This is a genomic window from Leifsonia sp. L25, assembly GCF_050632895.1.
The window spans coordinates 52,658-76,814 of record NZ_JBODRZ010000005.1 but is presented as its reverse complement, the minus strand read 5'-3'; the positions used below and the strand labels follow the sequence as shown (position 1 = coordinate 76,814).

General features: G+C 69.9%; 16 protein-coding genes, 4 tRNA genes and 6 pseudogenes. 21 read left to right on the top strand and 5 right to left on the bottom strand.

Going from position 1 to position 24,157, the window contains the following annotated elements; genetic code table 11:
- Nucleotides 1-219: 219 nt before the first annotated feature.
- A tRNA-Val gene (locus tag ACRAWC_RS26140) sits at nucleotides 220-292 on the bottom strand.
- 188 nt (nucleotides 293-480) lie between these two features.
- On the opposite strand from ACRAWC_RS26140, the gene ACRAWC_RS26135 reads away from it, so the two are divergent.
- The 4 genes from ACRAWC_RS26135 (at nucleotide 481) to ACRAWC_RS26120 (ending at nucleotide 1,463) form a co-directional block, all read left to right on the top strand.
- Nucleotides 481-553 (top strand) — tRNA-Gly (locus tag ACRAWC_RS26135).
- 71 nt (nucleotides 554-624) lie between these two features.
- Nucleotides 625-695 (top strand) — tRNA-Cys (locus ACRAWC_RS26130).
- 23 nt (nucleotides 696-718) lie between these two features.
- Nucleotides 719-793, top strand: a tRNA-Val gene (locus tag ACRAWC_RS26125).
- Nucleotides 794-944: 151 nt separating this feature from the next.
- Nucleotides 945-1,463, top strand: a complete 519-nt coding sequence (locus ACRAWC_RS26120; RefSeq protein WP_431350085.1) for an AAA family ATPase — start codon at nucleotides 945-947, stop codon at nucleotides 1,461-1,463.
- A gap of 173 nt (nucleotides 1,464-1,636) precedes the next feature.
- On the opposite strand, the gene ACRAWC_RS26115 is transcribed toward ACRAWC_RS26120, so the two are convergent.
- Nucleotides 1,637-2,077 (bottom strand): N-acetyltransferase family protein, encoded by a 441-nt coding sequence (locus ACRAWC_RS26115; protein WP_431350084.1) that lies wholly within the window; start codon nucleotides 2,075-2,077, stop codon nucleotides 1,637-1,639.
- 261 nt (nucleotides 2,078-2,338) lie between these two features.
- Between ACRAWC_RS26115 and ACRAWC_RS26110 the strand changes: the two genes are divergently transcribed.
- The 4 genes and pseudogenes from ACRAWC_RS26110 to ACRAWC_RS26095 all read left to right on the top strand — a co-directional run bounded on the left by ACRAWC_RS26110 (nucleotide 2,339) and on the right by ACRAWC_RS26095 (nucleotide 8,776).
- Entirely contained in the window at nucleotides 2,339-4,327 is a 1,989-nt protein-coding gene (locus tag ACRAWC_RS26110; RefSeq protein WP_431350083.1) for a S53 family peptidase, read from the top strand.
- A 173-nt stretch (nucleotides 4,328-4,500) separates the two neighbouring features.
- The gene (locus ACRAWC_RS26105; RefSeq protein ID WP_431350082.1) at nucleotides 4,501-6,123 is read left to right on the top strand and encodes an FG-GAP repeat domain-containing protein; all 1,623 of its coding nucleotides are present in this window, start codon (nucleotides 4,501-4,503) and stop codon (nucleotides 6,121-6,123) included.
- A 78-nt stretch (nucleotides 6,124-6,201) separates the two neighbouring features.
- Nucleotides 6,202-8,166: a threonine--tRNA ligase gene (gene thrS, locus ACRAWC_RS26100; protein WP_431350081.1), complete on the top strand. Its 1,965-nt coding sequence runs from the start codon at nucleotides 6,202-6,204 to the stop codon at nucleotides 8,164-8,166.
- Nucleotides 8,154-8,776, top strand: a pseudogene (locus tag ACRAWC_RS26095) (HIT family protein). The gene thrS and the pseudogene ACRAWC_RS26095 overlap by 13 nt, the downstream one beginning before the upstream one ends.
- A 69-nt stretch (nucleotides 8,777-8,845) precedes the next feature.
- Here the strand turns inward: ACRAWC_RS26095 and pdxY are convergent.
- Together pdxY and ACRAWC_RS26085 are read right to left on the bottom strand one after the other, a co-directional pair.
- Nucleotides 8,846-9,712 carry a pyridoxal kinase PdxY gene (pdxY, locus tag ACRAWC_RS26090; RefSeq protein ID WP_431350080.1) on the bottom strand — a complete coding sequence of 289 codons (867 nt, stop codon included), beginning with the start codon at nucleotides 9,710-9,712 and terminating at the stop codon, nucleotides 8,846-8,848.
- 17 nt (nucleotides 9,713-9,729) lie between these two features.
- A pseudogene (locus ACRAWC_RS26085) lies at nucleotides 9,730-11,068 on the bottom strand (aminotransferase class I/II-fold pyridoxal phosphate-dependent enzyme).
- Between the two features lie 94 nt (nucleotides 11,069-11,162).
- Here ACRAWC_RS26085 and pdxS point away from each other — a divergent pair.
- The 13 genes and pseudogenes from pdxS to ACRAWC_RS26020 all read left to right on the top strand — a co-directional run bounded on the left by pdxS (nucleotide 11,163) and on the right by ACRAWC_RS26020 (nucleotide 23,574).
- Nucleotides 11,163-12,064, top strand: a pseudogene (gene pdxS, locus ACRAWC_RS26080) (pyridoxal 5'-phosphate synthase lyase subunit PdxS).
- Nucleotides 12,054-12,712 (top strand): annotated as a pseudogene (gene pdxT, locus ACRAWC_RS26075) (pyridoxal 5'-phosphate synthase glutaminase subunit PdxT). Before pdxS ends, pdxT begins: the two co-directional pseudogenes overlap by 11 nt.
- Nucleotides 12,713-12,844: 132 nt before the next feature.
- Nucleotides 12,845-13,069, top strand: a pseudogene (locus ACRAWC_RS26070) (cyclic nucleotide-binding domain-containing protein); the annotation flags it as partial.
- Nucleotides 13,070-13,416: 347 nt separating this feature from the next.
- Nucleotides 13,417-14,412 carry an NAD(P)/FAD-dependent oxidoreductase gene (locus tag ACRAWC_RS26065; protein WP_431350079.1) on the top strand — a complete coding sequence of 332 codons (996 nt, stop codon included), beginning with the start codon at nucleotides 13,417-13,419 and terminating at the stop codon, nucleotides 14,410-14,412.
- Nucleotides 14,413-14,522: 110 nt separating this feature from the next.
- Nucleotides 14,523-15,284 (top strand): YebC/PmpR family DNA-binding transcriptional regulator, encoded by a 762-nt coding sequence (locus ACRAWC_RS26060; protein ID WP_431350078.1) that lies wholly within the window; start codon nucleotides 14,523-14,525, stop codon nucleotides 15,282-15,284.
- A gap of 15 nt (nucleotides 15,285-15,299) precedes the next feature.
- A complete protein-coding gene (gene ruvC / locus ACRAWC_RS26055; protein WP_431350152.1) occupies nucleotides 15,300-15,896 on the top strand; it encodes a crossover junction endodeoxyribonuclease RuvC in 597 nt (198 codons plus the stop codon).
- Nucleotides 15,893-16,530 (top strand): annotated as a pseudogene (ruvA, locus tag ACRAWC_RS26050) (Holliday junction branch migration protein RuvA). The gene ruvC and the pseudogene ruvA overlap by 4 nt, the downstream one beginning before the upstream one ends.
- On the top strand, nucleotides 16,527-17,579 hold the full coding sequence (ruvB, locus tag ACRAWC_RS26045; RefSeq protein WP_431350077.1) for a Holliday junction branch migration DNA helicase RuvB: 1,053 nt from the start codon (nucleotides 16,527-16,529) through the stop codon (nucleotides 17,577-17,579). The pseudogene ruvA and the gene ruvB overlap by 4 nt, the downstream one beginning before the upstream one ends.
- Nucleotides 17,580-17,637: 58 nt before the next feature.
- On the top strand, nucleotides 17,638-18,039 hold the full coding sequence (gene yajC / locus ACRAWC_RS26040; RefSeq protein WP_431350076.1) for a preprotein translocase subunit YajC: 402 nt from the start codon (nucleotides 17,638-17,640) through the stop codon (nucleotides 18,037-18,039).
- Between the two features lie 103 nt (nucleotides 18,040-18,142).
- Complete coding sequence (gene secD / locus ACRAWC_RS26035) at nucleotides 18,143-19,843, top strand: protein translocase subunit SecD (protein WP_431350075.1); 1,701 nt, start codon at nucleotides 18,143-18,145, stop codon at nucleotides 19,841-19,843.
- Nucleotides 19,843-20,859 carry a protein translocase subunit SecF gene (secF, locus tag ACRAWC_RS26030; protein ID WP_431350074.1) on the top strand — a complete coding sequence of 339 codons (1,017 nt, stop codon included), beginning with the start codon at nucleotides 19,843-19,845 and terminating at the stop codon, nucleotides 20,857-20,859. Before secD ends, secF begins: the two co-directional genes overlap by 1 nt.
- Nucleotides 20,860-20,868: 9 nt before the next feature.
- Nucleotides 20,869-21,252 (top strand): rhodanese-like domain-containing protein, encoded by a 384-nt coding sequence (locus tag ACRAWC_RS26025; RefSeq protein WP_431350073.1) that lies wholly within the window; start codon nucleotides 20,869-20,871, stop codon nucleotides 21,250-21,252.
- A 72-nt stretch (nucleotides 21,253-21,324) separates the two neighbouring features.
- On the top strand, nucleotides 21,325-23,574 hold the full coding sequence (locus ACRAWC_RS26020) for a RelA/SpoT family protein (protein ID WP_431350072.1): 2,250 nt from the start codon (nucleotides 21,325-21,327) through the stop codon (nucleotides 23,572-23,574).
- On the opposite strand, the gene ACRAWC_RS26015 is transcribed toward ACRAWC_RS26020, so the two are convergent.
- Nucleotides 23,561-24,130, bottom strand: coding sequence for a type IV toxin-antitoxin system AbiEi family antitoxin (locus ACRAWC_RS26015; protein WP_431350071.1), 570 nt, complete (start codon nucleotides 24,128-24,130; stop codon nucleotides 23,561-23,563). The two genes, ACRAWC_RS26020 and ACRAWC_RS26015, sit on opposite strands and share 14 nt — an antisense overlap.
- Nucleotides 24,131-24,157 lie beyond the last annotated feature (27 nt).

The following is a 24,157-nucleotide window of genomic DNA, read 5'->3' as shown; positions in this document are numbered from 1 at the left end:
AGACACCCGCTCCGAGCGGCTGCTGGAGCGGTTGAGCAGCCGCCCTAACGGTGGAAAGCGAGGCCGAACCTGTAGACGAGGGAGCCGGAAAATGATCGCGAGGCCATACGATCCCGAGCCCGAGGAGCAATGCTGTGGCTTCCTGAGGCGAAGCCGGGTGACATCGGGTTACCCACACAAACGAAGAACCCCTCGGCTGACCGAGGGGTTCTTCGACGGTGGGCGATACCAGACTCGAACTGATGACCTCTTCCGTGTGAAGGAAGCGCGCTACCAACTGCGCCAATCGCCCGTGGATTCGCGGCCGAGGATTCCGGCTGCGAGACTCGATACTAGCCGACGGCGGCCCCCGATTGCACATCGGCCTCGCGCGCCGCGCGTTGCGTCATGCGACACACCCGGCCGGCGCGTCCGGTTTGGTCATCGGCCCGGGGATCGGCTAAAGTCATTCAAGTGCCGCGGGAGACCGGGGCGCGAAATGCGGATGTAGCGCAGTTGGTAGCGCATCACCTTGCCAAGGTGAGGGTCGCGAGTTCGAGTCTCGTCATCCGCTCGAGTCGGCCTGGTATCTCTGGATTCCAGGCCTCTCGAATACGGTACGGTTTTTCCGTGTTGTGTGGCTTCGGTGGATTGGCCGAGAGGCGAGGCAGCGGCCTGCAAAGCCGTATACACGGGTTCGAATCCCGTATCCACCTCGATCCTGAGCAACTCAGGTTCTGGGCGATTGGCGCAGCGGTAGCGCGCTTCCCTGACACGGAAGAGGTCACTGGTTCGATCCCAGTATCGCCCACCACGAAACCCCCGGAATTCCGGGGGTTTTTTCGTTCAGGCGGAGTGCGTGCAAGAGCGTGGACGTAGAGCGCCCGAAGACGATGGCTGGGAGCTCGCGGCTGTGGGCGCTCACTCGGCCCAGCTCGGGGAGTCGGGCCTGCGAGAATCGCGGGATGCACGCAGTGTTCCTGAACGGCACGGTCGGTGTGGGCAAGACCTCGGTGGCCGACGCGCTGAGCGACCTCGAGACGCGGCCGCACGCCGTCGTCGACCTCGACGAGATCCGCCGGTTCCGTCCTGCCGCGGCCGGCGACCCGTTCAACCTCGGGCTGCAGCTCGCGAACCTGGCCGCCCTGGTCGCGAACTTCGGCGCGGCCGGCGCCCGGGTGGTCATCGTCGCCGGGGTCATCGAATCCCGGGAGGACGCGGAACGGTTCCGGCGGGCGGCCGGAGGCTCGGCGACCTTCGTGCGGCTGACCGCCGACGCTGAGGCGATCGAGGGACGGCTCCGGGCGCGGCACGTGGGCGATCCGGACGGGCTGGCCTGGCATCTGGCCCGCGCCGCAGAGCTGACGGCGATCCTCGACTCCGCAGGCATCGAGGGTGACGTGGTCGACACGAGCGCCGACGATGTGGCGGCGGTGGCGAGCCGGGTGCTGCGGTCGTTCGCGGCCGCGGACTCGCGGTCATGACCGCGGGGGCACGTCGCGCGCACGCCGCGGCTGACCGGATTCTGGGCGCGGCCCTCCGCTAGTCTCTCACCGGGAGCGGGGCGGTGACGTTCGCACCGCCGCGCTCGGCGGGCCCACCTCCACGACATCCATGATCGTGCCGTACACCTCGGTGAGCTGCGGCGTCGAGGACCCTAGTCCCGCACGCCGGCGTACCGCATCAGCGTCGAGTCCCGTCGCACGAATCCCACCGACTCGTACAGCGCGATCGCCGCCCGGCGGCTCGGTCGTGAGGTCAGGTCCAGCGTCCGAAGTCCCCGCGCCTCGGCGAGCTGGATGATCGCCTCGAGCAGTCTCCGGGCGATGCCCTGCCCGCGATGAGCGTCGTCCACCACCACGTCGTCCACATGACCTCGCCAGCCGGTCGCAAGCGGGAACGACGCCAGCGTCGCTATCCCGGCGACCACACCGTCGGAGCGGGCGACCAGCAGATCGGTGCCGGGGTGGTTCAGCATCGCGACGAGGCGCTCCTCGTCGAATGTGGAGGAGCGGGAGAGTTGCGGCAGCAGCAAGCGGATAGCGTCCAGGTCGGTGCTGTCGAGCGCGGTCGCGACGTCGATCTCGATCGTGGTCATGTGTTCCACCGTAACAACCGCACCTCGGCGTCGCCGTCGCACCAGCCCGCCTCGTACGCGGACACGATCTCGCGGACGCCGCCCCCAATCCTGAAAGGTTTCTCAGGAAGCCATGCTTGGTCTACCCCTGTTCGCAGGGGTTGGATAGCCGTGCGCTTACCAGCGCATCCATCGCATTGGTGAAAGGACATCCATGCGCACGACAACCAGAACCCTCAGGGCCGCAGCCGTCACCACCGGCGCGGCCCTTCTCTTGCCGCGGTGGCCGCGTCGCCCGCCGTCGCGGCACCCGGAAGGAACGCTCTGCCCGGCAGCCAGCCCGCGTGGGCGAACGCGAAAGCACTCCGCTCCGCAGCCCCCGCGACCGACACGGTCGACCTCCGGGTATACCTGCCGTGGCAGAACCAGGCACAGGCGGCGGCGACGGCGCTCGCCGTGTCCACGCCCGGCTCGGCGAGCTACCGGCAGTACCTGACGCCGCAACAGTTCCGCAAGCAGTTCGCGCCTTCGCAGTCCAGCGTGGGCGCGGTGCAGCAGTTCCTGCGCAACGCCGGCTTCACGATCGTGGACACCCCGTCGAACAACCGGTACGTCTCCGCCGAGGGCACCGTCGCCCAGGCGCAGAGCGCGTTCGGCGTCACGCTGGGCGAGTACGACGCGTACGGCACCACGCTGCGCGCGCCGGAGTCCGCGGTGACCATCCCGGCCTCCCTCAACGGCATCGTCGAGAGCGTGGCGGGCCTCGACCAGGGAGCCGACCTCATCGCGCCGACCAACACGAACGGCAACGGCCCGAACCAGGTCCACGGCGCACCATCCGCGGGCTTCCGCGCCGGCCAGCCGTGCTCGCTCTGGTACGGCGAGAAGACGGTCGCGATGCCGAACGCCCCGGCGTACGGCACCAGCAGCAAGCCGATCGCCCCGTGCGGGTACACGCCGGCCCAGGTGCGCGGCCTCTACGGCCTCGACTCCGTCGCCGCGACGGGCGCCGGCCAGACGGTCGCTTTCGTCGGGGCCACCGCGAGCCCGACGCTCGTGCAGGACGTGACGAAGTACAGCAGCCTGCACGGCCTCCCGGCCCCCAAGATCACGCAGCTCGTGGCGCCAGGCGTGTACAGGCTGCCCGACACCCCGAAGCAGACGCCCGGAGACTTCTACGGCGAGGAGACCCTCGACGCCGAAGCCATCCACACCACCGCTCCGGACGCCGCGCTGCTCTACGTGGGCTCGGCGAACGCGCGGCAGGACTTCGACGCGTCGGTGAACCACATCGTCAACAACCACCTGGCGAGCATCCTGTCGATCAGCTACGGCTTCCAGGGCGAGGCGGTGCCGCAGGGCTTCATCAACAGCCTCAACAACACCTTCATCGAGGCGGCGGCGACCGGCATCGGCGTCTTCGTCTCCAGCGGTGACGGCGGCGACGAGGTCGGCACGTTCGGCAAGCCGGCGGTCGACTTCTATGCGGACAGCCCGTGGGTGACGGCAGTCGGCGGCAGCTCGGCCTCGGTCGTGCCCACCGCGGCCGCGCCGACCGGCCTCAGTTACGCCTCGGTCGACGACCCGTCCTCCGCGCTCAACAAGAGCGGCTGGAAGCGGTCGTTCGAGGTGGGCTGGCAGACCGGGCTCGATTCGGTGACGCCGACGGCGACCGACCACATGTCGGGAGCGCCGTACGAGCTGGACGGCACGTTCAAGACGGCCCTGCCGGGCGGTTTCAACGGCGGTGGCGGCGGAGGCGTGAGCACGATTTTCGCGCAGCCGTCGTACCAGGCCGCGGCGGTCGGCTCGGCGTCCGGGAGGCTGGTGCCCGACATCAGCGCCCTCGCCGACCCGAACACGGGCCTGCTGGTCGGACAGACCCAGGCGTTCAGCAACGGTACGTACTACGACGAGTACCGCATCGGCGGCACCTCCGTCGCCGCGCCGCTGACCGCGGGCATCGCGGCCGTCGCCAACCAGGTCGCCGGCGCACCGCTCGGGTTCCTGAACCCGCGCATCTACGGCGCCTACGCGGCGGGCGGCTCGGGCTACTACGACGTCGACCAGGCCGACCTGTTCGGCTCGGCGCTGCCGAGCGTCCTCCGGGTCAACTACGTCGATAGCGAGAGCGCCGCGGGTGGTCTCAGCTACAGCCTGCGGACCCAGGAGACGCCCAACCAGACGCTCCACAGCACCAAGGGCTACGACACCGCCACCGGAGTGGGGACGCCGAACGGCGCTTCCTTCTTCGCGGCGATCACGAAGTAGCGCGCCCTTCGCAGGGCCGAGTGCCCCCTCCCGGACGGGAGGGGGCACTCGTCGTCGAGGCCGAAAGCCGAGGCCGTCGGGGCAGGGATCCCTCGTTCGTGGGTATCGCTCGGCGTGCATGCCGCGGATAGCATGTCTCCGCGCCGCTCTGGTGCTGTATCGAGAGGTGCTCTGTGGGCTCACATCTGCGTCGGCTGCTGGTCGGGTTCGTGGCCGCTGTCGCGGTCGTCGCGGCAGCGGTGGCGGTGGCATCCCCGGCCGGCGCCGCTCCGATCACCACGGCCTTCTCGGCCTCGTCGATCACGATCGACTGCAACAGCCTGCAACCCGGGTACTACAGCAGCGCGCACCTCGCGACATCGCTGAGCTCGCTCGCACCCGACACCGCCTACACGATCGGCACCGACGTGTCGGGGAAGTGGCCTCCGACACAGCCTGGTTCGCCCTTCACCGTGACGACCGACGCCAACGGCGGGGCCACGATCGACACCACTCTCTCGGGTCAGTTCGTATCCGGGACGTCGTACGAGCTGACCGCGTGGCAGGCGAACGCGATCCAAGCGACGGGATATGTGAGCGCCAACTCCTGTGCGAGCGGTGTACAGCAGGTGACGGGGGCGCCGGCCGCCTCCCTGGACTGCCCGCAGCGGTATCTGACCCCGCAGGGCGAAAGCTCCTCCGCCTTCGACTTCACAGCGGACATGGGCGGACTTGTGCCCGGCCAGCCGTACGTCATCAATGTCTCGCTCAACGCGGGGTCCGGCTCAGCCTACGGGCAGGCGACGGCACGCGCGGACGGGACGATCGCGTTCGAGCAGACGTCGAGGAACTACGGCTTCCTGCCCGTCGGCGACTACAGCTGGACCATCTCGACTCCGAGCCAGCCGTATCCGCTGGCGCGCGGCATGTTCTCGGGGGTATCGGACCCGTGTCCGCCGATCGTCAAAGCCCCGAAGCGCCCTGCACTGACCCACGACTCCGACGTCACCGGAGACGGATACGCGGACCTTGTGGTGATCGACATCACCGGTCGCCTCGTCCTGTACACGAACTCCATCAACTCGAACCCCGGGCGGGTGCCGTTCACGACCAGCCGCAGCATCGGTTCCGGCTGGAGCCCCGGCGGCGGGATGCGAAGCCCGACCCTGGGGGACATCTCCGGTGACGGAGTCGCCGACCTGGTGGCCATCCGCTCCGACGGCGCCCTGGTCGTCTACTACAACAACATCGGCAGCTCGCCGGCGAAGCTTCCGTTCTCGTCGGGGACGGTTATCGGCTCGGGCTGGCAGCCGTTCACGTCGATCGCGGTCGGAGACGTGGACGGCGACGGCTATGCCGACCTGATCGCCGAACGCGCCGACGGAACCCGGTGGCTCTACAAGAACCGGGCAGCGACCGACCCGCTGCATCGCCCGTTCAGCACGGGGGTGCAGTTGCCGGCGGATGGCGTCGCTACGGATTCGAACGGGCACGGTCCCGCGCTCGCCGACCTCAACGGAGACGGCTACGCCGACCTCACGCCGGGCGGCTACAGCCTGGACCTCAACCGCACACCCGCGGGCGGAACGACTCCGTTCCCGCTGGCCGTTCCCATCACGCAGCCGAGCAGCATGGCGCCGGCACTGGACGGCTGGGCCGTCGGCGACTACGAGGGTCGCGGCTCGTCCGGCATCATCGCCGCCGACCCGGGGCGGAGCGGACAGCTCGTCTACCTCAAGAATCCGCTGGACCCGAGTGCCCAGCCCACGGTGATCGGGGACGGCTGGGCGCCGGGGCTCTATACGCTGGTGCCCTGACGCCGCTCGTCCGGGCGGACCGCTCGCGCCGACTAGAGTTGACGCATCCCATTGGAATACGACTCTAGGAGTGGACAGGTGGCCGACGGCTTCGAGCTCTTCACCGACCGTTCCGTTGTCGCGATGCGCGTCAACGGTGAGCTGAAGGATCTCGCGACGACCGTCACGACCACCGACACGGTCGAGCCGGTCACCATCGACTCGCCCGACGGGCTGAGCATCCTCCGGCACTCCACCGCGCACGTCCTCGCGCAGGCCGTGCAGGCGATCAACCCGGAGGCCAAGCTCGGCATCGGTCCGCCCATCACCGACGGTTTCTACTACGACTTCGACGTCGCCGAGCCGTTCACCCCCGAGGACCTCAAAGCCCTCGACAAGGAGATGGCACGCATCGTGCGCGCGGGCCAGCGCTTCATGCGCCGCGTCGTGACCGACGACGAGGCGCGCGCCGAGCTCGCCGGCGAACCGTACAAGCTCGAGCTGATCGGCCTCAAAGGGTCGGCGGCGGGCGGCGGCGACGAGGCGGTCGAGGTCGGCTCCGGCGAGCTGACCATCTACGACAACGTCGACCCGAAGACCGGCGAGACGGTCTGGAAGGACCTCTGCCGCGGCCCGCACATCCCGAGCACGCGCATGCTCGACAACGGCTGGGCGCTCACCCGCGTCGCCGCCGCCTACTGGCGCGGCTCGGAGAAGAACCCGCAACTCCAGCGCATCTACGGAACCGCGTGGCCCAGCAAGGACGAGCTGCGCGCGTACCAGACCCGCATGGAGGAGGCCGCCAAGCGCGACCACCGCAAGCTCGGCGCGGAGCTCGACCTGTTCAGCTTCCCGGAGGAGATCGGCTCGGGCCTGGCGGTGTTCCACCCGAAGGGTGGGATCATCCGCAAGGAGATCGAGGACTACATGCGCGATCGACTGATCGCGAACGGCTACGAGGTCGTGAACACGCCGCACATCACCAAGGCGCACCTCTTCGAGACCAGCCAGCACCTCAACTGGTACAGGGACGGCATGTTCCCGCCCATGCACCTGGACGAGGAGCGCGACGCCGAGGGCAACATCACCCGGCAGGGGCAGGACTACTACCTCAAGCCGATGAACTGCCCGATGCACAACCTCATCTTCCGGGCGCGCGGGCGCAGCTACCGCGAGCTGCCGCTGCGCCTGGCGGAGTTCGGCACGGTCTACCGCTACGAGAAATCCGGCACTCTTTCCGGCCTGACCCGGGTGCGCGGCCTCACGCAGGACGACGCGCACATCTACGTGACTGAGGAGCAGATCAAGGACGAGGTGGCGAGCCAGCTCGACTTCGTGCTCGAGACCCTGCGCGGCTACGGCCTGACGAACTTCTACCTGGAGCTCTCCACCAAGGACCCGGAGAAGTACGTCGGCAGCGACGAGAGCTGGGAGACCGCGACCGAGACCCTCCGCGAGGTGGCGATCGAGTCCGGGCTGGAGCTGGTGGACGACCCGGCCGGGGCGGCGTTCTACGGCCCGAAGATCTCCGTGCAGGCGCGCGACGCGATCGGCCGCACCTGGCAGCTCTCGACGGTCCAGCTCGACTTCAACCAGCCGGAGCTGTTCGAACTGGAGTACAACGCGGCCGACGGCACGCGCAAGCAGCCGGCGATGATCCACCGTGCGCTGCTCGGCTCCATCGAGCGGTTCTTCGCGATCCTGCTGGAGCACTACGCGGGCGCCTTCCCGGTCTGGCTCTCGCCGGTGCAGGTGGTGGGCATCCCGGTCGCCGACGCGTACGGCCCCTTCCTGGACGACGTGATCGCGCGGCTGCGCGCCCGCGGAGTGCGTGCGGAAGTGGACCACTCCGACGACCGCATGCAGAAGAAGATCCGCACGCACACCAAGGCCAAGGTGCCCTTCCAGCTCATCGTGGGCGAGGAGGACTCCACCGCGGGAACGGTCAGCTTCCGCTTCCGCGACGGCACGCAGCTCAACGGCGTGACCGTGGACGAGGCCATCGAGCGCATCGTCGCGAGCATCGACGCACACGAGCTGGTCGACACGGCATGGCCCGCCTGAGCCTCGACGACTACGCCGACGGCGCCGGTCGCGACAGCGCAGGCAGTGACGGGGACGTCCACGCGGAGCAGCTCCGCGTGGACGACCCGTCGTACCTCGCCGGCGTGCCGGACGAGTTCCAGCGGCTGTGGACCCCGCACCGCATGGTCTACATCCAGCACGGCCAGCAGCCCGGCAAGGACGACTGCCCGTTCTGCGTCGCGCCGAGCCTGAGCGATGAGGAATCGCTGATCGTGGCCCGCGGTGAGCACGCCTACGCGCTGCTCAACCTGTTCCCGTACAACAGCGGCCACCTGCTGGTCTGCCCGTACCGCCACATCGCGAACTACGACGAGGCCACCGCGGAGGAGGTCGCGGAGATCGGCAGCATCACCCAGACCGCGATGCGCGTCATCCGGGAGGTCTCCCGCAACGACGGCTTCAACATCGGGATGAATCAGGGGTGGTCGCGGGCGCCGGCATCGCCGCGCACCTCCATCAGCACATCGTGCCGCGCTGGGCGCAGGACGCGAACTTCTTCCCGATCATCGCCAAGACCAAGGCTCTCCCGCAGCTCCTCGGCGAGGTGCGCGAGGCCCTCGCCACCGCCTGGCCGAAGGCCGGCGCTTAGCGCGAAACATTCGTGCCGAATGTCGACTCTGGTTGCGCGAGAGTCGACATTCGGCACGAATGTGGGCGGTCAGCGCACCTGCGTGACCGCGAACTGCTCGCGCGGGTGCGCGTAGGACTCCTGCGACTCCACGAGCTGGAGCTCGCGCTCGCCCGACGCGAGCGTGTTCGCGAGCAGGTCGTACACGCTGGAGACGGTCTTGCCGAGCGCGGAGGCCGCGGCGCCGGATTCCGTTCGGTGCGCCGCGACGTAGTGCGCCGTGAACAGCGCCGCCGTCACGTCGCCCGATCCGTTCGCCTTCAGCGCCAGTCGCGGCGTCTGCACGATCCACGCGCCTGCGTCGTCCACCGCGAGCATCTCGATGGTGTCCTCCGGCTGGTCCGGACGTTCCACACTCGTGACGAGGACGGTGCGCGGCCCCATCGCGCGCGCCGCGTCGACCGAGGCGAGCGTGGAGTCCAGGTCCGCCGGCTCGGTGCCGGTGAGATACCCGAGCTCGAACTGGTTCGGCGTGATGATGTCGGCGACCGGCACGACCTTGTCGCGCAGCAGCTTCGGGATGGCCGGCGCGACGAAGCAGCCGGACTTAGCGTTCCCTATCACCGGGTCGCAGGCGTACACCGCGTTCGGGTTGGCCGCCTTGACGCGCGCGACGGCGTCCACGATCACGTCGCCGATGCCCTCGCTGCCCTGATAGCCGGAGAGGACGGCGTCGACCGTCCCGAGCACGCCGCGCTCCTCGATCCCGGTGATCACCGCGCGCACGTCGTCCGGCGCGATGAGCGGCCCGCGCCACGCGCCGTACCCCGTGTGGTTGGAGAAGTTCACGGTGTGGACGGGGAGCACCTCCACGCCGATGCGCTGGAGCGGGAACACGGCGGCGGAGTTGCCCACATGACCGTAGGCGACGGCGGACTGGATGGAGAGGATACGCATCCTTCGATCCTGTCAGATCAGGTCCGGGGCGCCGACCGCTCGGCCGCCTCCACGAGATCGTCGACCAGTCGGCCCGCCTCCTCCTCGGTGAGGTCGTGCACCGTCAGCCGCAGGTGGTGCGAGGCCGCGGGATGGCCGCCCAGCAGGAACTCGTCACCCGTGCGCGCGAGCCAGCCGCGTCGCATCAGTCGTTCGGCGACGATCCGCGCCTCGACCGGCAGCGCCACCCACAGGTTGAGCCCGTCGCCGGCTTCGGTCGGCAGGCCGCGTGCGGTCAGCCGCGTCGCGAAGTCCACGTTCTGTGCGGCGTAGTGCCGCCCGGCCTCCGCGACCTCCCGCAGCACCGTGTCGTCCGTGAGCTGGGCGAGCACCAGCCGCTGGAGGATGTGGCTCACCCAGGTGGTGCCCGGGCTCAGCCGGAAGGCGAGACGGTCGGCGGTCTCCGCGTCCGTCGCGGCGATCGCGAGGCACATGTCCGGGCCGAGGAACTTCGACACCGAGCGGACCAGCGCGAAGCGGCGGTGGCCGGGGCCGATGAGTGTCTCGTAGGGGCGCTGGGACAGCATGGAGAAGTGGTCGTCCTCGATGACGAGCACATAGGGATGGTCGGCCAGCAGCGTGCGCAGGGCGGCGGCGCGGGTGGGGGAGAGGGTCGCCCCCGTCGGGTTCTGCGCGCGGGGCGTGCAGATGATCGCGCGCACACCGGCGTCGAGCGCCGCGCGGAGGCCTTCGACGGTCATCCCCTCGGCGTCCACCGGCACGGGCACCGCGCGGTAACCGCCGTGCCGGACCGTGTGGATGCTGGCCAGGAAGCACGGGTCCTCCAGCGCGACCGCGTCGTCGCGGAGCAGGGCCTGGGCCAGCAGCCGCTCGACGGCGTCGACGGCGCCGTTCGTCACGGTGATCCGGAGGTCGGGGCCCGGTTCAAGGCCGGGGAGGTCCTCCCGCACCCACGCGAGCGCGCGTGCCTCCAGCGCCGGGTCGATGACCGGCTCGCCGTAGAGCACCGGCCGGCCCGTCGCGCGGGCGAGGGCCGAGGAGAGGTCGGGGATGCGTCCCGGATCCGGGTTGCCGGTCCCGATGTCCCGGAGGATGCTGTCGGCCGCGTAGCCCTCCTGGGCGACGGCCTCCACGCCCGCGATGACGGTGCCGGCCCGGCCGCGCGCCACGACCACGCCCGCCTGCGCCAGCAGCCGGTAGGCGGCGACGGCCGTGTTGCGGTTGACCCGGAGCCGGGCGGCCAGTTCGCGCACCGGGGAGGGCGTCGCCGCGGCGCAGCGCCCCGCGTTCGTGGAGCGCGCGCACGCTTGCCGCGATCTCCGCCGCGGTCGTGCCCGTGATGACCTGTTCGTCCATTTCGCTCCCCGGCGTCGAGTCTAGCCAGCCCTGGGTAGGATGCTATCGTTCGGCATAGGCCAAAGTAGTTTTTGTACCGCACGAGAGGGCGATCATGACAGACAGAGAACAGGGCAACGCGACGGGTTCGAGCCGGGTCAAGCGCGGCCTGGCCGAGATGCTGAAGGGCGGCGTCATCATGGACGTCGTCACTCCCGAGCAGGCCCGCATCGCCGAGGACGCCGGCGCCGTCGCCGTCATGGCACTGGAGCGCGTCCCCGCCGACATCCGCGCGCAGGGCGGCGTCGCCCGCATGAGCGACCCGGACCTCATCGAGGCGATCATCGCCGAGGTCTCGATCCCGGTCATGGCGAAGGCCCGCATCGGCCACTTCGTCGAGGCCCAGGTGCTGCAGGCGCTCGACGTCGACTACATCGACGAGTCCGAGGTGCTCTCGCCCGCCGACTACGTCAACCACATCGACAAGTGGCAGTTCACCGTCCCGTTCGTCTGCGGCGCCACCAACCTCGGTGAGGCCCTGCGCCGCATCAACGAGGGCGCGGCGATGATCCGCTCCAAGGGCGAGGCCGGCACCGGCGACGTCTCGGAGGCCACCAAGCACATCCGCAAGATCACCTCGGAGATCAACGCGCTGAAGTCGATGACCCGCGACGAGCTCTACGTCGCCGCCAAGGACCTCCAGGCCCCGTACGAGCTGGTCGCCGAGATCGCCGAGACCGGCAAGCTCCCCGTCGTGCTGTTCACCGCGGGCGGCGTGGCCACCCCGGCCGACGCGGCGATGATGATGCAGCTCGGCGCGGACGGCGTCTTCGTCGGCTCGGGCATCTTCAAGTCGGGCAACCCGGAGCAGCGTGCTGCAGCGATCGTCAAGGCGACCACCTTCTACGACGACCCGAAGGTCATCGCCGAGGTCTCCGCGGCCTCGGCGAGGCGATGGTCGGCATCAACGTCTCCGACCTCGCCGCGCCGCACCGCCTCGCCGAGCGTGGCTGGTAACGCGACCGCAGCGCCGCCTGCCGCAACCGGCCCGCGCGTCGGCGTCCTGGCCCTGCAGGGGGATTTCCGCGAGCACCTCGCGGTCCTGCGCGGCCTCGGCGCCGACGCCGTCCCGGTGCGCCGGGCGGAGGAGCTGGAGCGCATCGACGGCCTGGTCATCCCGGGCGGCGAGTCCAGCGTCATGGACAAGCTGTCGCGGGCGTTCGGCGTCGCCGAGCCGCTGAAGGCCGCCATCGCCGCCGGGCTCCCGGTGTACGGCACCTGCGCCGGCCTCATCATGCTCGCGGACGCGATCGTGGACGGCATCGCCGGCCAGCAGAGCCTCGGCGGCCTGGATGTCGCGGTGCGCCGCAACGCGTTCGGCTCGCAGGTGGACTCGTTCGAGACCGACCTCGACATCCCGCAGCTCGGTGACGAGCCGGTGCACGCGGTGTTCATCCGCGCGCCGATCGTGGAGAGCGTGGGGAGCGTGCGACCGTGCTGGCGCGCGTGCCGGACGGCCGGGTGGTCGCCGTCGAGCAGGGCGACCTCCTCGGCACGTCGTTCCACCCCGAGATCACCGGGGACACGCGGTTCCACGCGTACTTCCTGGACAAGGTGCGGGCGCGAGTCTCCTCCCGCCCGGCACGGGTGGACGCCGCGGTCTGAGGATGGTGCGGCCACGCCGCGGTCGCCTATGATCGCGGCGTGCCGACGCCCCCGCCTGAACGGCCGCCGTTCCGAGTCCCGGTCGGCACCGCAGCCAACCCCGTCCTGGAGCAGGGTGCGCTCGCCCGCCTGATGGCGCTCGGCGAGTCGCAGGAGTTCGCCGTCGGGGACACCCTGTTCCGCGCCGGAGACGAGGAGCTCGACTTCTTCGTCATGGAGTCCGGCCGTGTGGACATCGTCCGGGAGGCCACGGGGACCTCGCCCGCGCGCGTCGTCGCCGAGTGGCAGGCCGGCGAGTTCCTGGGCGAGCTGAGCATGCTGACCGGTCAGGCGTCGCTGCTGACGGCCCGCATCGTCGAGCCGAGCCGGGTGCGGCGCATCCCGAACGCGGTGTTCAAGCAGCTCATGTCGAACGACGGGGAACTGTCGGAGACCCTGCTCGCCGCCTTCCGTGCACGGCGGCGTCTGCTCATGGCGGCGGCCGACCGCACCACGCAGATCTTCGGGACGGAGGGCTCGGCCGCGGCGATGGCCCTGCGCCGCTACGCCTCACGCATGGAGCTGCCGCACCGCTGGACCGACGTCTCGACCGAGGCGGGCCGGGAGGCGCTGGCGGCCTCCGAGCACGCCGGCCTCGACCTCCCGCTCGTCGTCTCCCGCGCGGCCGTGATCGCCGCCGCCACCCCCTCGCGCTCGCGGAGGCGGTGGGTCTGGCGTACCGGTACCGCGACGGCGACGAGTTCGACCTGGTGGTCGTCGGCGCCGGTCCGGCCGGCCTCGCCGCCGGCATCTACGGCGCCTCCGAGGGGCTGCGCACCCTGGTGCTCGACGCCCTCGCGCCGGGCGGCCAGGCCGCGGCCAGCTCCCGCATCGAGAACTACCTCGGCTTCCCGTCCGGCGTCTCCGGCGCCGAGATCACCGAGCTCGGCCTGGTGCAGGCGCTGAAGTTCGGCGTCCGGCTGTCGGCGCCCGCGGAGGTCACGGCGCTGTCGCCGCGCGAGGGAGGTCACGAGCTGACGCTGGCGGAGGGCGACGCCATCCGCGCGCGGACCGTCGTCGTCGCCACCGGCGCCCGCTACCGCCGCCTCCCGCTGGAGCGCTGGTCCGACTTCGAGGGCGGCAGCATCTTCTTCGCGACGACCGAGCTGGAGGCGAGGACCGTCGCCCGCCGCCCCGCGGTCGTCGTGGGCGGCGCGAACTCCGCGGGCCAGGCGGCGCTCTACCTCGCGGAGCTCGGCAGCGAGGTCGCCCTGGTCGTCCGCGGTGGCGACATCGCGGCCAAGATGTCCACGTACCTGGTCGACCGGGTGCGGTCGCACGAGCGGATCACGGTGCACACGTCGTCCGACGTGACCGCGCTGCTCGGCGGCGAACAGCTCGAGGCCGTCACCCTGACGTCCTCCGCGACCGGCGCCGACGAGCGCGTGGCCGCGGCCGCGCTGTTCTGCTTCGTGGGAGCCGAGCCGCGGGCGTCGTGGCTGAGCGGCGCGGCCGCGGACGGCAGCGGCTTCCTGCTGACGGACGTCGACCTTCCGCCGGTGGTGGGCGCGGTGCGCGGCCCGCTGCCGTTCGAGACCAGCGTCGTCGGCGTCTTCGCGGCGGGCGACGTCCGGCACGGCTCGATGAAGCGCATCGCCGCCGCGGTCGGGGAGGGCGCGAGCGCGGTCGCGTCGGTCCACCGCGCGCTCGCGGGCGCGTAGCGAGGGCGCCGCGCCGTCGCGACCCCGCACGCCGCGCAACCGCGCCTTCGGGCCCCCGTGAGCCGAGGCATTATTATGGACAGGTTCAACCGCAACTCGAGGGAGCACCAGTGTCCGGGCATTCCAAGTGGGCAACGACCAAGCACAAGAAGGCCGTCATCGACGCCCGCCGCGCGAAGTCGTTCGCCAAGCTCATCAAGAACATCGAGGTGGCGGCGAAGACCGGCGGCGCGGACATGTCCGGCAACCCGACCCTGGTCGACGCGGTCCAGAAGGCCAAGAAGACCTCGGTCCCCAACGACAACATCGACCGCGCCATCAAGCGCGGCGCCGGCCTGACCGGCGAGTCGATCGAGTACACGACCATCATGTACGAGGGCTACGGCCCGGGCGGCGTCGCTCTCATGATCGAGTGCCTCACCGACAACAAGAACCGTGCCGCCGCCGAGGTCCGCACCGCGATGACGCGCAACGGCGGCACGATGGCCGACCCGGGCAGTGTGGCGTACAACTTCCACCGCAAGGGCGTCATCGTCGTCCCGCACGCCGACGGCGTGGACGAGGACACGGTCCTCACCGCCGTTCTCGACGCGGGCGCCGAGGAGGTCACCGACCGCGGCGAGAGCTTCGAGGTCCTGACCGAGGCCAGCGACCTGGTCGCCGCGCGCACCGCGCTGCAGGAGGCCGGCATCGACTACGACTCGGCCGACGCCGAATTCGTCGCGACGGTCAACGTGGAGGCGGACGCCGAGCTGGCGCGCAAGGTCTTCCGCCTCATCGACGCCTTGGAGGACTCGGACGACGTGCAGAACGTCTACACGAACCTCGACCTCACGCCCGAGGTGCAGGCGCAGCTCGAAGACGACGAGTAAGGCGCCGCCATGACGATCCGGGTGCTCGGCATCGACCCGGGTCTCACGCGCTGCGGCGTCGGCGTCGTGGACGTCCGTCCGGACCGGAAGGCCGCCCTCGTGGAGGTCACGGTCATCCGCACGCCGGCGGACATGCCCCTGGAACAGCGGCTGCTGGCGGTCGGCACCGGCATCGACGAGCTGCTCGACGCCCACCGCCCGGACGTGGTGGCGATCGAGCGCGTGTTCGCGCAGCACAACCTCCGCACGGTGATGGGCGTCGCCCAGGTGAGCGGCGTCGCGCTGCACGCCGCCGCGCGCCGCGGCCTCCGGGTGGCGCTGCACACGCCGAGCGAGGTCAAGGCGGCGATCACCGGGTACGGCTCGGCCGATAAGAAGCAGGTGCAGGCGATGGTCGCGCGCATCCTCGGGCTGGCCGAGGCGCCGAAGCCGGCGGACGCCGCGGACGCACTCGCCATCGCGATCTGTCACGCCTGGCGCGGCGCTCCCGCGACCGACGGGGGAGCTGCGGGCGCAGCGCAGACCGCCGCTCAGACTCCGGCGCAGGCCGCGTGGCTCGCCGCCGAGCGCTCCGCCCGGACGTCGGCCGTTCCCCGTAGGCTGGCCAGGTGATCTCCTCCCTCCGCGGCACCGTCCTCTCTGCGAGCGGCGGCGCCGCCGTGATCGAGGTGGGGGCGTCGGCTTCGCCGTGACGCTCACTCCCGACCATGTGCTCTCGCTGCGCGTCGGCGACGAGGCGTTCGTGTTCACGTCGCTAATCGTCCGGGAGGACGCCCTCCAGCTCTTCGGCTTCGCCGATCTCGACCAGCTCCAGGTCTTCGAGCTGCTCACCGGGGTCTCGGGAGTCGGCCCGAAGTCCGCGATCGGCGTGCTGTCGGTGCTCAGCCCCGATCAGGTCGCCGACGCGGTCGCGGCCGACGACGACGCGCCGTTCCGCAAGGTATCGGGGATCGGCCCCAAGACCGCCAAGCTCATCGTCGTCTCGCTCACCGGCAAGCTCGCCGCCGCACGGCGTGCGCCCGCGCGTGCTGTGAAGACGAAGGGAACGCCCTCCGCCGTCCCCGACAGCGTGATCGTCGCGCTGGTCGGCCTCGGCTGGCCCGAGAAGATCGCGGCGGAGGCCGTATCCGACGTCGTGGCCGAGACCGACGAGGGCGCGCGCGACTCCGTCCAGGCCCTGCTTCGGCTCTCGCTCGCGCGCCTCGGGCCGGCCGGCGCCGGCGCGGCGACCGGGACGAACCGATGAGCGACGACCTCACCGCGCCGGAGCTCGAGTCGGAGTCCGAGCTCGCCTTCGAGGGCGCGCTGCGGCCGCGCACGCTGTCCGAGTTCGTCGGGCAGGCGAAGGTCCGCGGTCAGCTCCAGCTTCTGCTGACGGCCGCGAAGATGCAGGAGCGCACGGCCGACCACATCCTCCTGGCCGGCCCTCCCGGGCTCGGCAAGACCACGCTCGCCATGATCGTCGCGCACGAGAGCGAGCGGCCGCTCCGGCTCTCCAGCGGCCCCGCCATCCAGCACGCCGGCGACCTCGCGGCCCTGCTGTCGTCGTTGATGCCGGGCGAGGTGCTGTTCATCGACGAGATCCACCGCATGGCGCGCTCGGCGGAGGAGATGCTCTACCTCGCGATGGAGGACTTCCGCATCGACATCATGGTCGGCAAGGGCGCGGGCGCCACGTCCATCCCGCTCGACCTCGCGCCGTTCACGCTCGTCGGCGCGACCACCCGCTCTGGCCTGCTGCCCAACCCGCTGCGCGACCGCTTCGGATTCACCGCCCACCTGGAGTTCTACGACGAGACCGAACTCACCCAGGTGCTGTCCCGCGCGGCCGTGATGCTCGACTTCGAGATCGACCGTTCCGCTCTGGCGGAGATCGCCGGGCGCTGCCGGGGGACCCCGCGCATCGCCAACCGGCTGCTGCGCCGGGTGCGGGACTACGCGCTCGTCCACGGCCGCCGCGCCGACCTGGAGGCGGTGCGCGCCGCGCTCGAGCTCTACGACGTCGACGCGCTCGGCCTCGACCGCCTCGACCGCGCCGTGCTGCACGCCATCCTGGAGCGCTTCGAGGGCGGCCCGGTCGGCCTCAACACGCTCGCGGTGTCGGTCGGCGAGGAGGCGGAGACCATCGAGTCGGTCGTCGAGCCGTTCCTGGTGCGCATCGGGCTGCTGTCGAGAACGCCGCGCGGACGCGTCGCCACGCCGGCGGCCTGGCGGCACTTCGGGCTGCCCGGACCCCGGCTTGGCGGCGAACGACAAGGGCACTCACAGCAACCGTCCCTGATGGATGACCTATAATTCAAGCTGGCCATTCGCCACACCCCCTTGACTTCACCGGAAGGTTCGGCTTTTCTTCATGGATCCGTTGACCATTGTGATGGTCGTCATTTTGGCGGCCCTCGTCTTCTTCATGTTCCGAAACAGCCGCAAGCGGCGCAAGGAGCAGGATGAGACGCGTTCGAAGATGGTGCCCGGCGCCGAGGTGATGACCAACTTCGGCCTGTACGGCACCCTGCTGTCCGTCGACGAGGACGACAACACCGCCGTCATCGAGACCAGCCCGGGCCATGTCGTGAAGGTGCACCGCCAGGTGCTCGCGCGCGTCGTGGAGCCGAAGACCCCCGAGATCGACGACACCGAGGTCGCCGGCCCGGAGCTCAACGAGGACCACGCCATTCCGGCCGACTCGTCCGCTCCGGAATTCGGCGAGCGGGTGGACGACGCGCCGAAGAAGCCCGGCGCGAAGAGCGACGACTGATAGCATCCCTGTGCTCCGCGCGCCGACTGGGTGCGCGGATCGCTCGTAGAAAGCTGAGTTCCTAGGTGGCAAAGTCGACCCCGGTCAAAAAGCCTGGCGTTCGTTGACATGGCTCGGTGTCCTCGTGGTGGTCCTGCTCGGGACCCTCACGGCCGGCGTCCTGTTCAGCAATGCGACGTGGCTGCCCAAGCTCGCGCTCGACCTCGAGGGCGGCACCCAGATCATCCTCGCCCCGCAGGTCGAGAACGGTCAGGCGGTGCAGCAGCAGCAGCTCGACCAGGCGGTCTCGATCATCCGGCAGCGCATCGACGCGTCGGGTGTCTCCGAGGCGCAGATCTCCACCGAGGGCTCGCGCAACATCGTGGTGTCGCTGCCGGGCAAGCCCGACCAGCAGACGCTCGACCGCGTCAAGGCCAGCGCGCGGCTCGACTTCCGGCCCGTCCTGCAGACCAGCGGCCCGACCAACGAGGTCGTGGGCGCCGACGGCAAGTCGACCCCCGCGCCCAGCCCGGCGCCCGGTCTGCAGTCCACGCCGTCCACCAAGCCGACGAACGGCAGTGACCTGGCCTGGGTGACGCCTGCGCTGCAGGCGGAGTTCGACGCGTTCTCGTGCGCCGCGAACAAGAACAAGGACCTCAGCGCGGCTCCGACGGACAAGCCGCTGATCACCTGCGACGACAACAACACGGTCAAGTACCTGCTCGGCCCTGTCGAGGTGAAGGGCCAGAACATCTCCGACGCGAGCGCCGGCCTGATGTCGAGCTCGCAGGGCGTGACGACGGGCCAGTGGGCGGTCAACATCGTCTTCGACGCCACCGGCACCAAGCAGTTCGCAGCGGTCACGACCCGCCTGAACGCGCTGCAGGGCGCCCAGAACCAGTTCGCGATCGTCCTGGACGGCCGGGTCATCTCGGCGCCGACCACCAACGCGGTGATCACGGACGGCAAGCCGCAGATCTCGGGCAACTTCACCGAGCAGAGCGCCAAGACCCTCGCCGACCAGCTCAAGTTCGGCGCGCTGCCGTTCAGCTTCAAGGTGCAGAGCCAGGACGACATCTCGGCCACGCTCGGAACCTCGCAGCTCATCAGCGGGCTGATCGCCGGTCTGATCGGTCTGATCCTGGTCGCGATCTACACGTTCTTCCAGTACCGCCTGCTCGGGCTCGTGACGATCTTCTCGCTCGTCGTGGCCGGCACGCTGACCTGGCTCACCATCTCGCTGATGTCGTGGCACTACGACTACCGGCTTTCGCTCGCGGGCGTCGCCGGTCTGATCGTCGCGATCGGCTTCACAGCGGACTCGTTCATCGTCTACTTCGAGCGAATACGAGATGAGCTGCGCGACGGGCGCAGTCTCGAATCCGCGGTGGAGGCGGGCTGGGGCCGTGCACGCCGCACGATCTACGCCTCCAAGGCGACCAACCTCCTCGCGGCCGTGGTGCTGTATGTGCTGGCGGCGGCCAACGTGCGCGGCTTCGCGTTCACGCTGGGCCTGACGACCATCATCGACGTGATCGTGGTGCTCCTGTTCACTCACCCGACGCTCCAGCTCCTGGCGAAGACTCGCTTCTTCAGCAGCGGCCACCCGCTCTCCGGCCTCGACCCGGACGCGCTGGGTGCGGTGTACCGCGGCGCGGCCCGGTTCCGTGCGCCGCAGCCCGAGCTCGTGGGCGCCGGCAAGGCCGCCCGCAGCAGCGGGGAGGCGGCACGCCGCCAGACGATCGCCGAGCGCAAGGCGGCGGAGCTCGCCTCCGCCTCGACCTCCTCGTCATCGGATCGCTCGACCGACGGGAAGGACAACTGATGGCCAGCCGCCTCACCAAGTTCGGCAACGACCTCTACACCGGCGCGCGCTCGTTCGACTTCGTCGGCAAGCGAAAGATCTGGTACACCATCGCGATCGTGCTGGTCGCGCTCTCGATCCTGGTCCCGATCGTCAAGGGCGGGTTCAACTTCTCGATCGAGTTCCGCGGCGGATCGCAGTTCCAGATCAGCCAGGTGCAGAGCACCGACACGACGAAGGCGCAGAACGCCGTCGCGAGCGTCGTGCCCAACGCGATCTCGCACGTCAGCGTCGTCGGCAACAACGCCATCCAGGTCCAGACCGACCAGCTCTCCGATACCCAGACCAAGGCCGTCGCCGACGCGTTGGCCACGGCCTACGGCGTCTCGTCGTCCGAGGTCTCGTCCACGTTCATCGGCCCCTCGTGGGGCGCGGACGTGACGCAGCAGTCCATCCAGGGTCTCGTGGTGTTCCTGCTGCTGGCGTTCATCGCGATGGCGCTCTACTTCCGAACGTGGAAGATGTCGGCGTCCGCGATCGTCTCGCTCTTCCACGACCTCATCATCACCGCGGGGATCTACGCCCTCGTCGGCTTCGAGGTGTCGCCCGCGACGATGATCGGCTTCCTGACGATCCTCGGCTATTCGCTGTACGACACCGTCGTGGTGTTCGACAAGATCCGCGAGAACACGCGCGAGGAGCTGGAGCTCACCCGGCGCACGTTCCCGGAGGCGGTGAACCTGGCGGTGAACCAGACCCTCGTCCGCTCGATCAACACAGCCGTCGTCGCTGTGCTGCCGGTCGCGTCGATCCTCTTCATCGGTGCGTACGCCTTCGGCGCCGCGACGCTGCGCGATATCTCGCTCGCGCTGCTGATCGGCATCATCGTCGGCACGTACTCGACGATCTTCCTGGCCGCGCCGATGTACTCGCAGTTCCGCGAGGGCGAGGCCGCGATCAAGAAGCACGACCAGAAGGTCCGCTCGATCCGCCCCAAGGCCGCGGTCGCCACGACCGAGCCGGTTCCGGCCGAGTAGCGTCGGCGCATGAGCGGTCGCTACCTGTCGGAGGACGAGGTGAGTGCCGCGCGTGCGCGCGAACTCGTGGACGCCGGAGCGGCCTGGCTGCTCGACGTCCGCGAGGGCTACGAGTGGGAGTCCGGCCACGCGCCGGCCGCCCATCACATCCCGATGGGCGAGCTCGGCCTGCGTCAGGGCGAGCTCCCGGAGGACCAGCAGATCCTGGTGATCTGCGCCGTCGGCGGCCGATCCCGTCGAGTGACCGACGCGCTGCTCCAGGCGGACTATCCCGCCGCGAACGTCGCCGGCGGCATGGTCGCCTGGCAGGCGTCGGGTGGTCCGATCTCCGCCCCGGGTGAGTCCCGCGGCCCCGTTTCCGAGCCTGATCGACCCCCGGGAGCGTCCGCCTGAGCGCCGGTCGCGCCGCCCCCGTGAACGGGAGTGCGCGAACAGCGACGATAATGGACGACAGGAGGCGAGAAGATGGTTGACACGACGACACCGCAGTCCGCCTCGCTGCGCCGTCTCGTCCCGCGGATCTTCTCCCGCGCCCAGCCCGCCGGCGCGGTCGACACTCTGATCCGCACGGTGCGCATGCACCACCCGAAGGCCGACCTCTCCCTGATCGAGCGCGCCTACGCGGTCGCCGAACGCGCCCACGATGGTCAGAAGCGCCGCTCCGGCGAGCCCTACATCACCCATCCGGTCGCCGTCGCGCAGATCATCGCCGACCTCGGTATCGGCGCCAAGACCATCGCCGCCGCCCTGCTGCACGACACGGTCGAGGACACGTCCTACACGCTGGACGAGCTTCGGGATCAGTTCGGCGACGAGATCGCGATGCTGGTCGACGGCGTCACCAAGCTCGACAAGGTCAAGTACGGCGACAGCGCGCAGGCCGAGACCGTCCGCAAGATGATCGTCGCGATGTCGAAGGACATCCGCGTGCTGATCATCAAGCTGGCCGACCGCCTGCACAACGCGCGGACCTGGGGCTTCGTCCCGGCCGCCAACGCCACCCGCAAGGCGACCGAGACGCTCGAGATCTACGCCCCGCTCGCCCACCGGCTCGGCATCCAGACGATCAAGTGGGAGCTGGAAGACCTCTCGTTCGCGGTGCTCTATCCCAAGCTCTACGCGGAGATCGAGAGCCTGGTGAAGCAGCGCACGCCTGAGCGCGAGCGTCTCGTGCAGCAGGTGATCGACGCGATCAACGACGACCTCAAGACCGCGAAGATCCGCGGCAAGGTGGTCGGCCGGCCGAAGCAGTACTACTCGATCTACCAGAAGATGGTCGTGCGCGGTCGTGAGTTCGACGACATCTACGACCTGGTCGGCATCCGCGTGCTCGTCAACACGGTGCGCGACTGCTACGCCGTGCTCGGCTCCATCCACGCACGCTGGACGCCGATGCCGGGCCGCTTCAAGGACTACATCGCCACGCCGAAGTTCAACCTGTACCAGTCGCTGCACACGACCGTGATCGGTCCGCAGGGCCGCCCGGTCGAGATCCAGATCCGCACCGAGGAGATGCACCAGCGGGCCGAGTTCGGTGTCGCGGCGCACTGGAAGTACAAGGAGCAGACCACAGGGAAGAGCGCTGGGGGTCCCGGCAAGGTGGACACCGACCTGGCGTGGCTCGCGCACATCTCCGACTGGCAGGCCGAGACGGCCGACCCGTCGGAGTTCCTCGACTCGCTGCGGTTCGAGATCGGCGCGAAGGAGGTCTACGTCTTCACGCCGAAGGGCCGCGTGATCGGCCTGCCCGCCGGCGCGACTCCGGTCGACTTCGCCTACGCCGTGCACACCGAGGTCGGTCACCGCACGATGGGCGCCAAGGTGAACGGCCGGCTGGTGCCGCTGGAGAGCACGCTCTCGACCGGCGACGTCGTCGAGATCTTCACCTCCAAGAACCCGGACTCCGGGCCGAGCCAGGACTGGCTGAACTTCGTCAAGAGCCCGCGGGCCCGCAACAAGATCCGCCAGTGGTTCACCAAGGAGCGCCGCGACGAGGCGATCGAGCAGGGCAAGGACGCCATCGCCCGGGCGATGCGCAAACAGAATCTGCCGTTGCAGAAGCTGATGACGCAGGACGCCCTCGTGGAGGTCGCGTCCTCGCTCAAGCACCCCGACGTCTCGTCGCTGTACGCCTCGGTCGGCGAGGGCCACATCTCGACGCAGTCGGTGATCGAGAAGATCGTGGCCTCCCTGCAGAGCGAGGTCGAGTCCGACGGCGAGCTGGACATCCCGGTCAAGGGCCGGCCGAAACAGCTCCGCAACAGTGACTCCGGCGTGCTGGTCCGCGGTGCGCCCGACATCCTGGTGAAGCTCGCCAAGTGCTGCACGCCGGTTCCTGGCGACCCGATCGTCGGGTTCGTGACCCGTGGTCAGGGCGTCTCCGTGCACCAGGCGAACTGCCACAACGTGCAGTCGCTGCTGCAGGAGCCCGACCGCATGATCGACGTGGAGTGGGCGCCGAGCTCGAAGAGCGTCTTCCTGGTGCAGATCCAGGTGGAGGCCCTGGACCGCTCCGGTCTGCTCTCCGACGTCACGCGCGTGCTGTCCGAGCACCATGTCAACATCCTCTCTGCGACGGTCACGACGTCGAGCAACCGGCTGGCGCTGAGCCGCTTCGTTTTCGAGATGGGCGACACCACCCACCTCGACCGCGTGCTCAATGCCGTGCGCCGGATCGACGGCGTCTACGACGTCTACCGGGTCAGCGCCGGCTGACCGGAGCCGGCAGCTCCGTCCGCTCGACCACGGGCATCCGAGTGAGCGCCCGCGTCGCTCCGTGCCGGTGCGACCGGGCGAGGTGGGCGCCGAGGCGGTCGGGCGAGGCACGCCCGAGCTCGAGCAGGTGACGGACTTCCAGGGCCTCCGGCGGCCCGAACCGGGGGAGCGTCAGCATCAGGTCGGCCGCCGTACGCAGGGGTGCCGTCACCCGCACGCCGCTCAGTTCGACGACCTCGCCGTCGCTCAGCCGGTGCTGCTGCGCGTCGAAGTCGGGCGAGACGCGGCCGCGGCGACCGCGGTCGACGCACACCTGCGGTCGCACCGGGGGCATCGACCGGGTTCCGTGGATCCAGGCCGCGGTGCCGCGGTCGGCGACCGTGCTCCCCGGACGCAACGCCGCGAAGACCTGCGCACGCAGGGACGGGGTATCAGGGATGTCCGTAGCTGCGAACGCGTCGCCGACCCGGTAGAGCTGCCCGTCGAGCACGAGTGAGAAGAGCTCGGCGAGCGGGAGGACGTTTCTGTCGAGGAGGAGCGGAGTGGCTGTCGTCATGCGTCCAGCCTCCGCCGACCGCAGCCC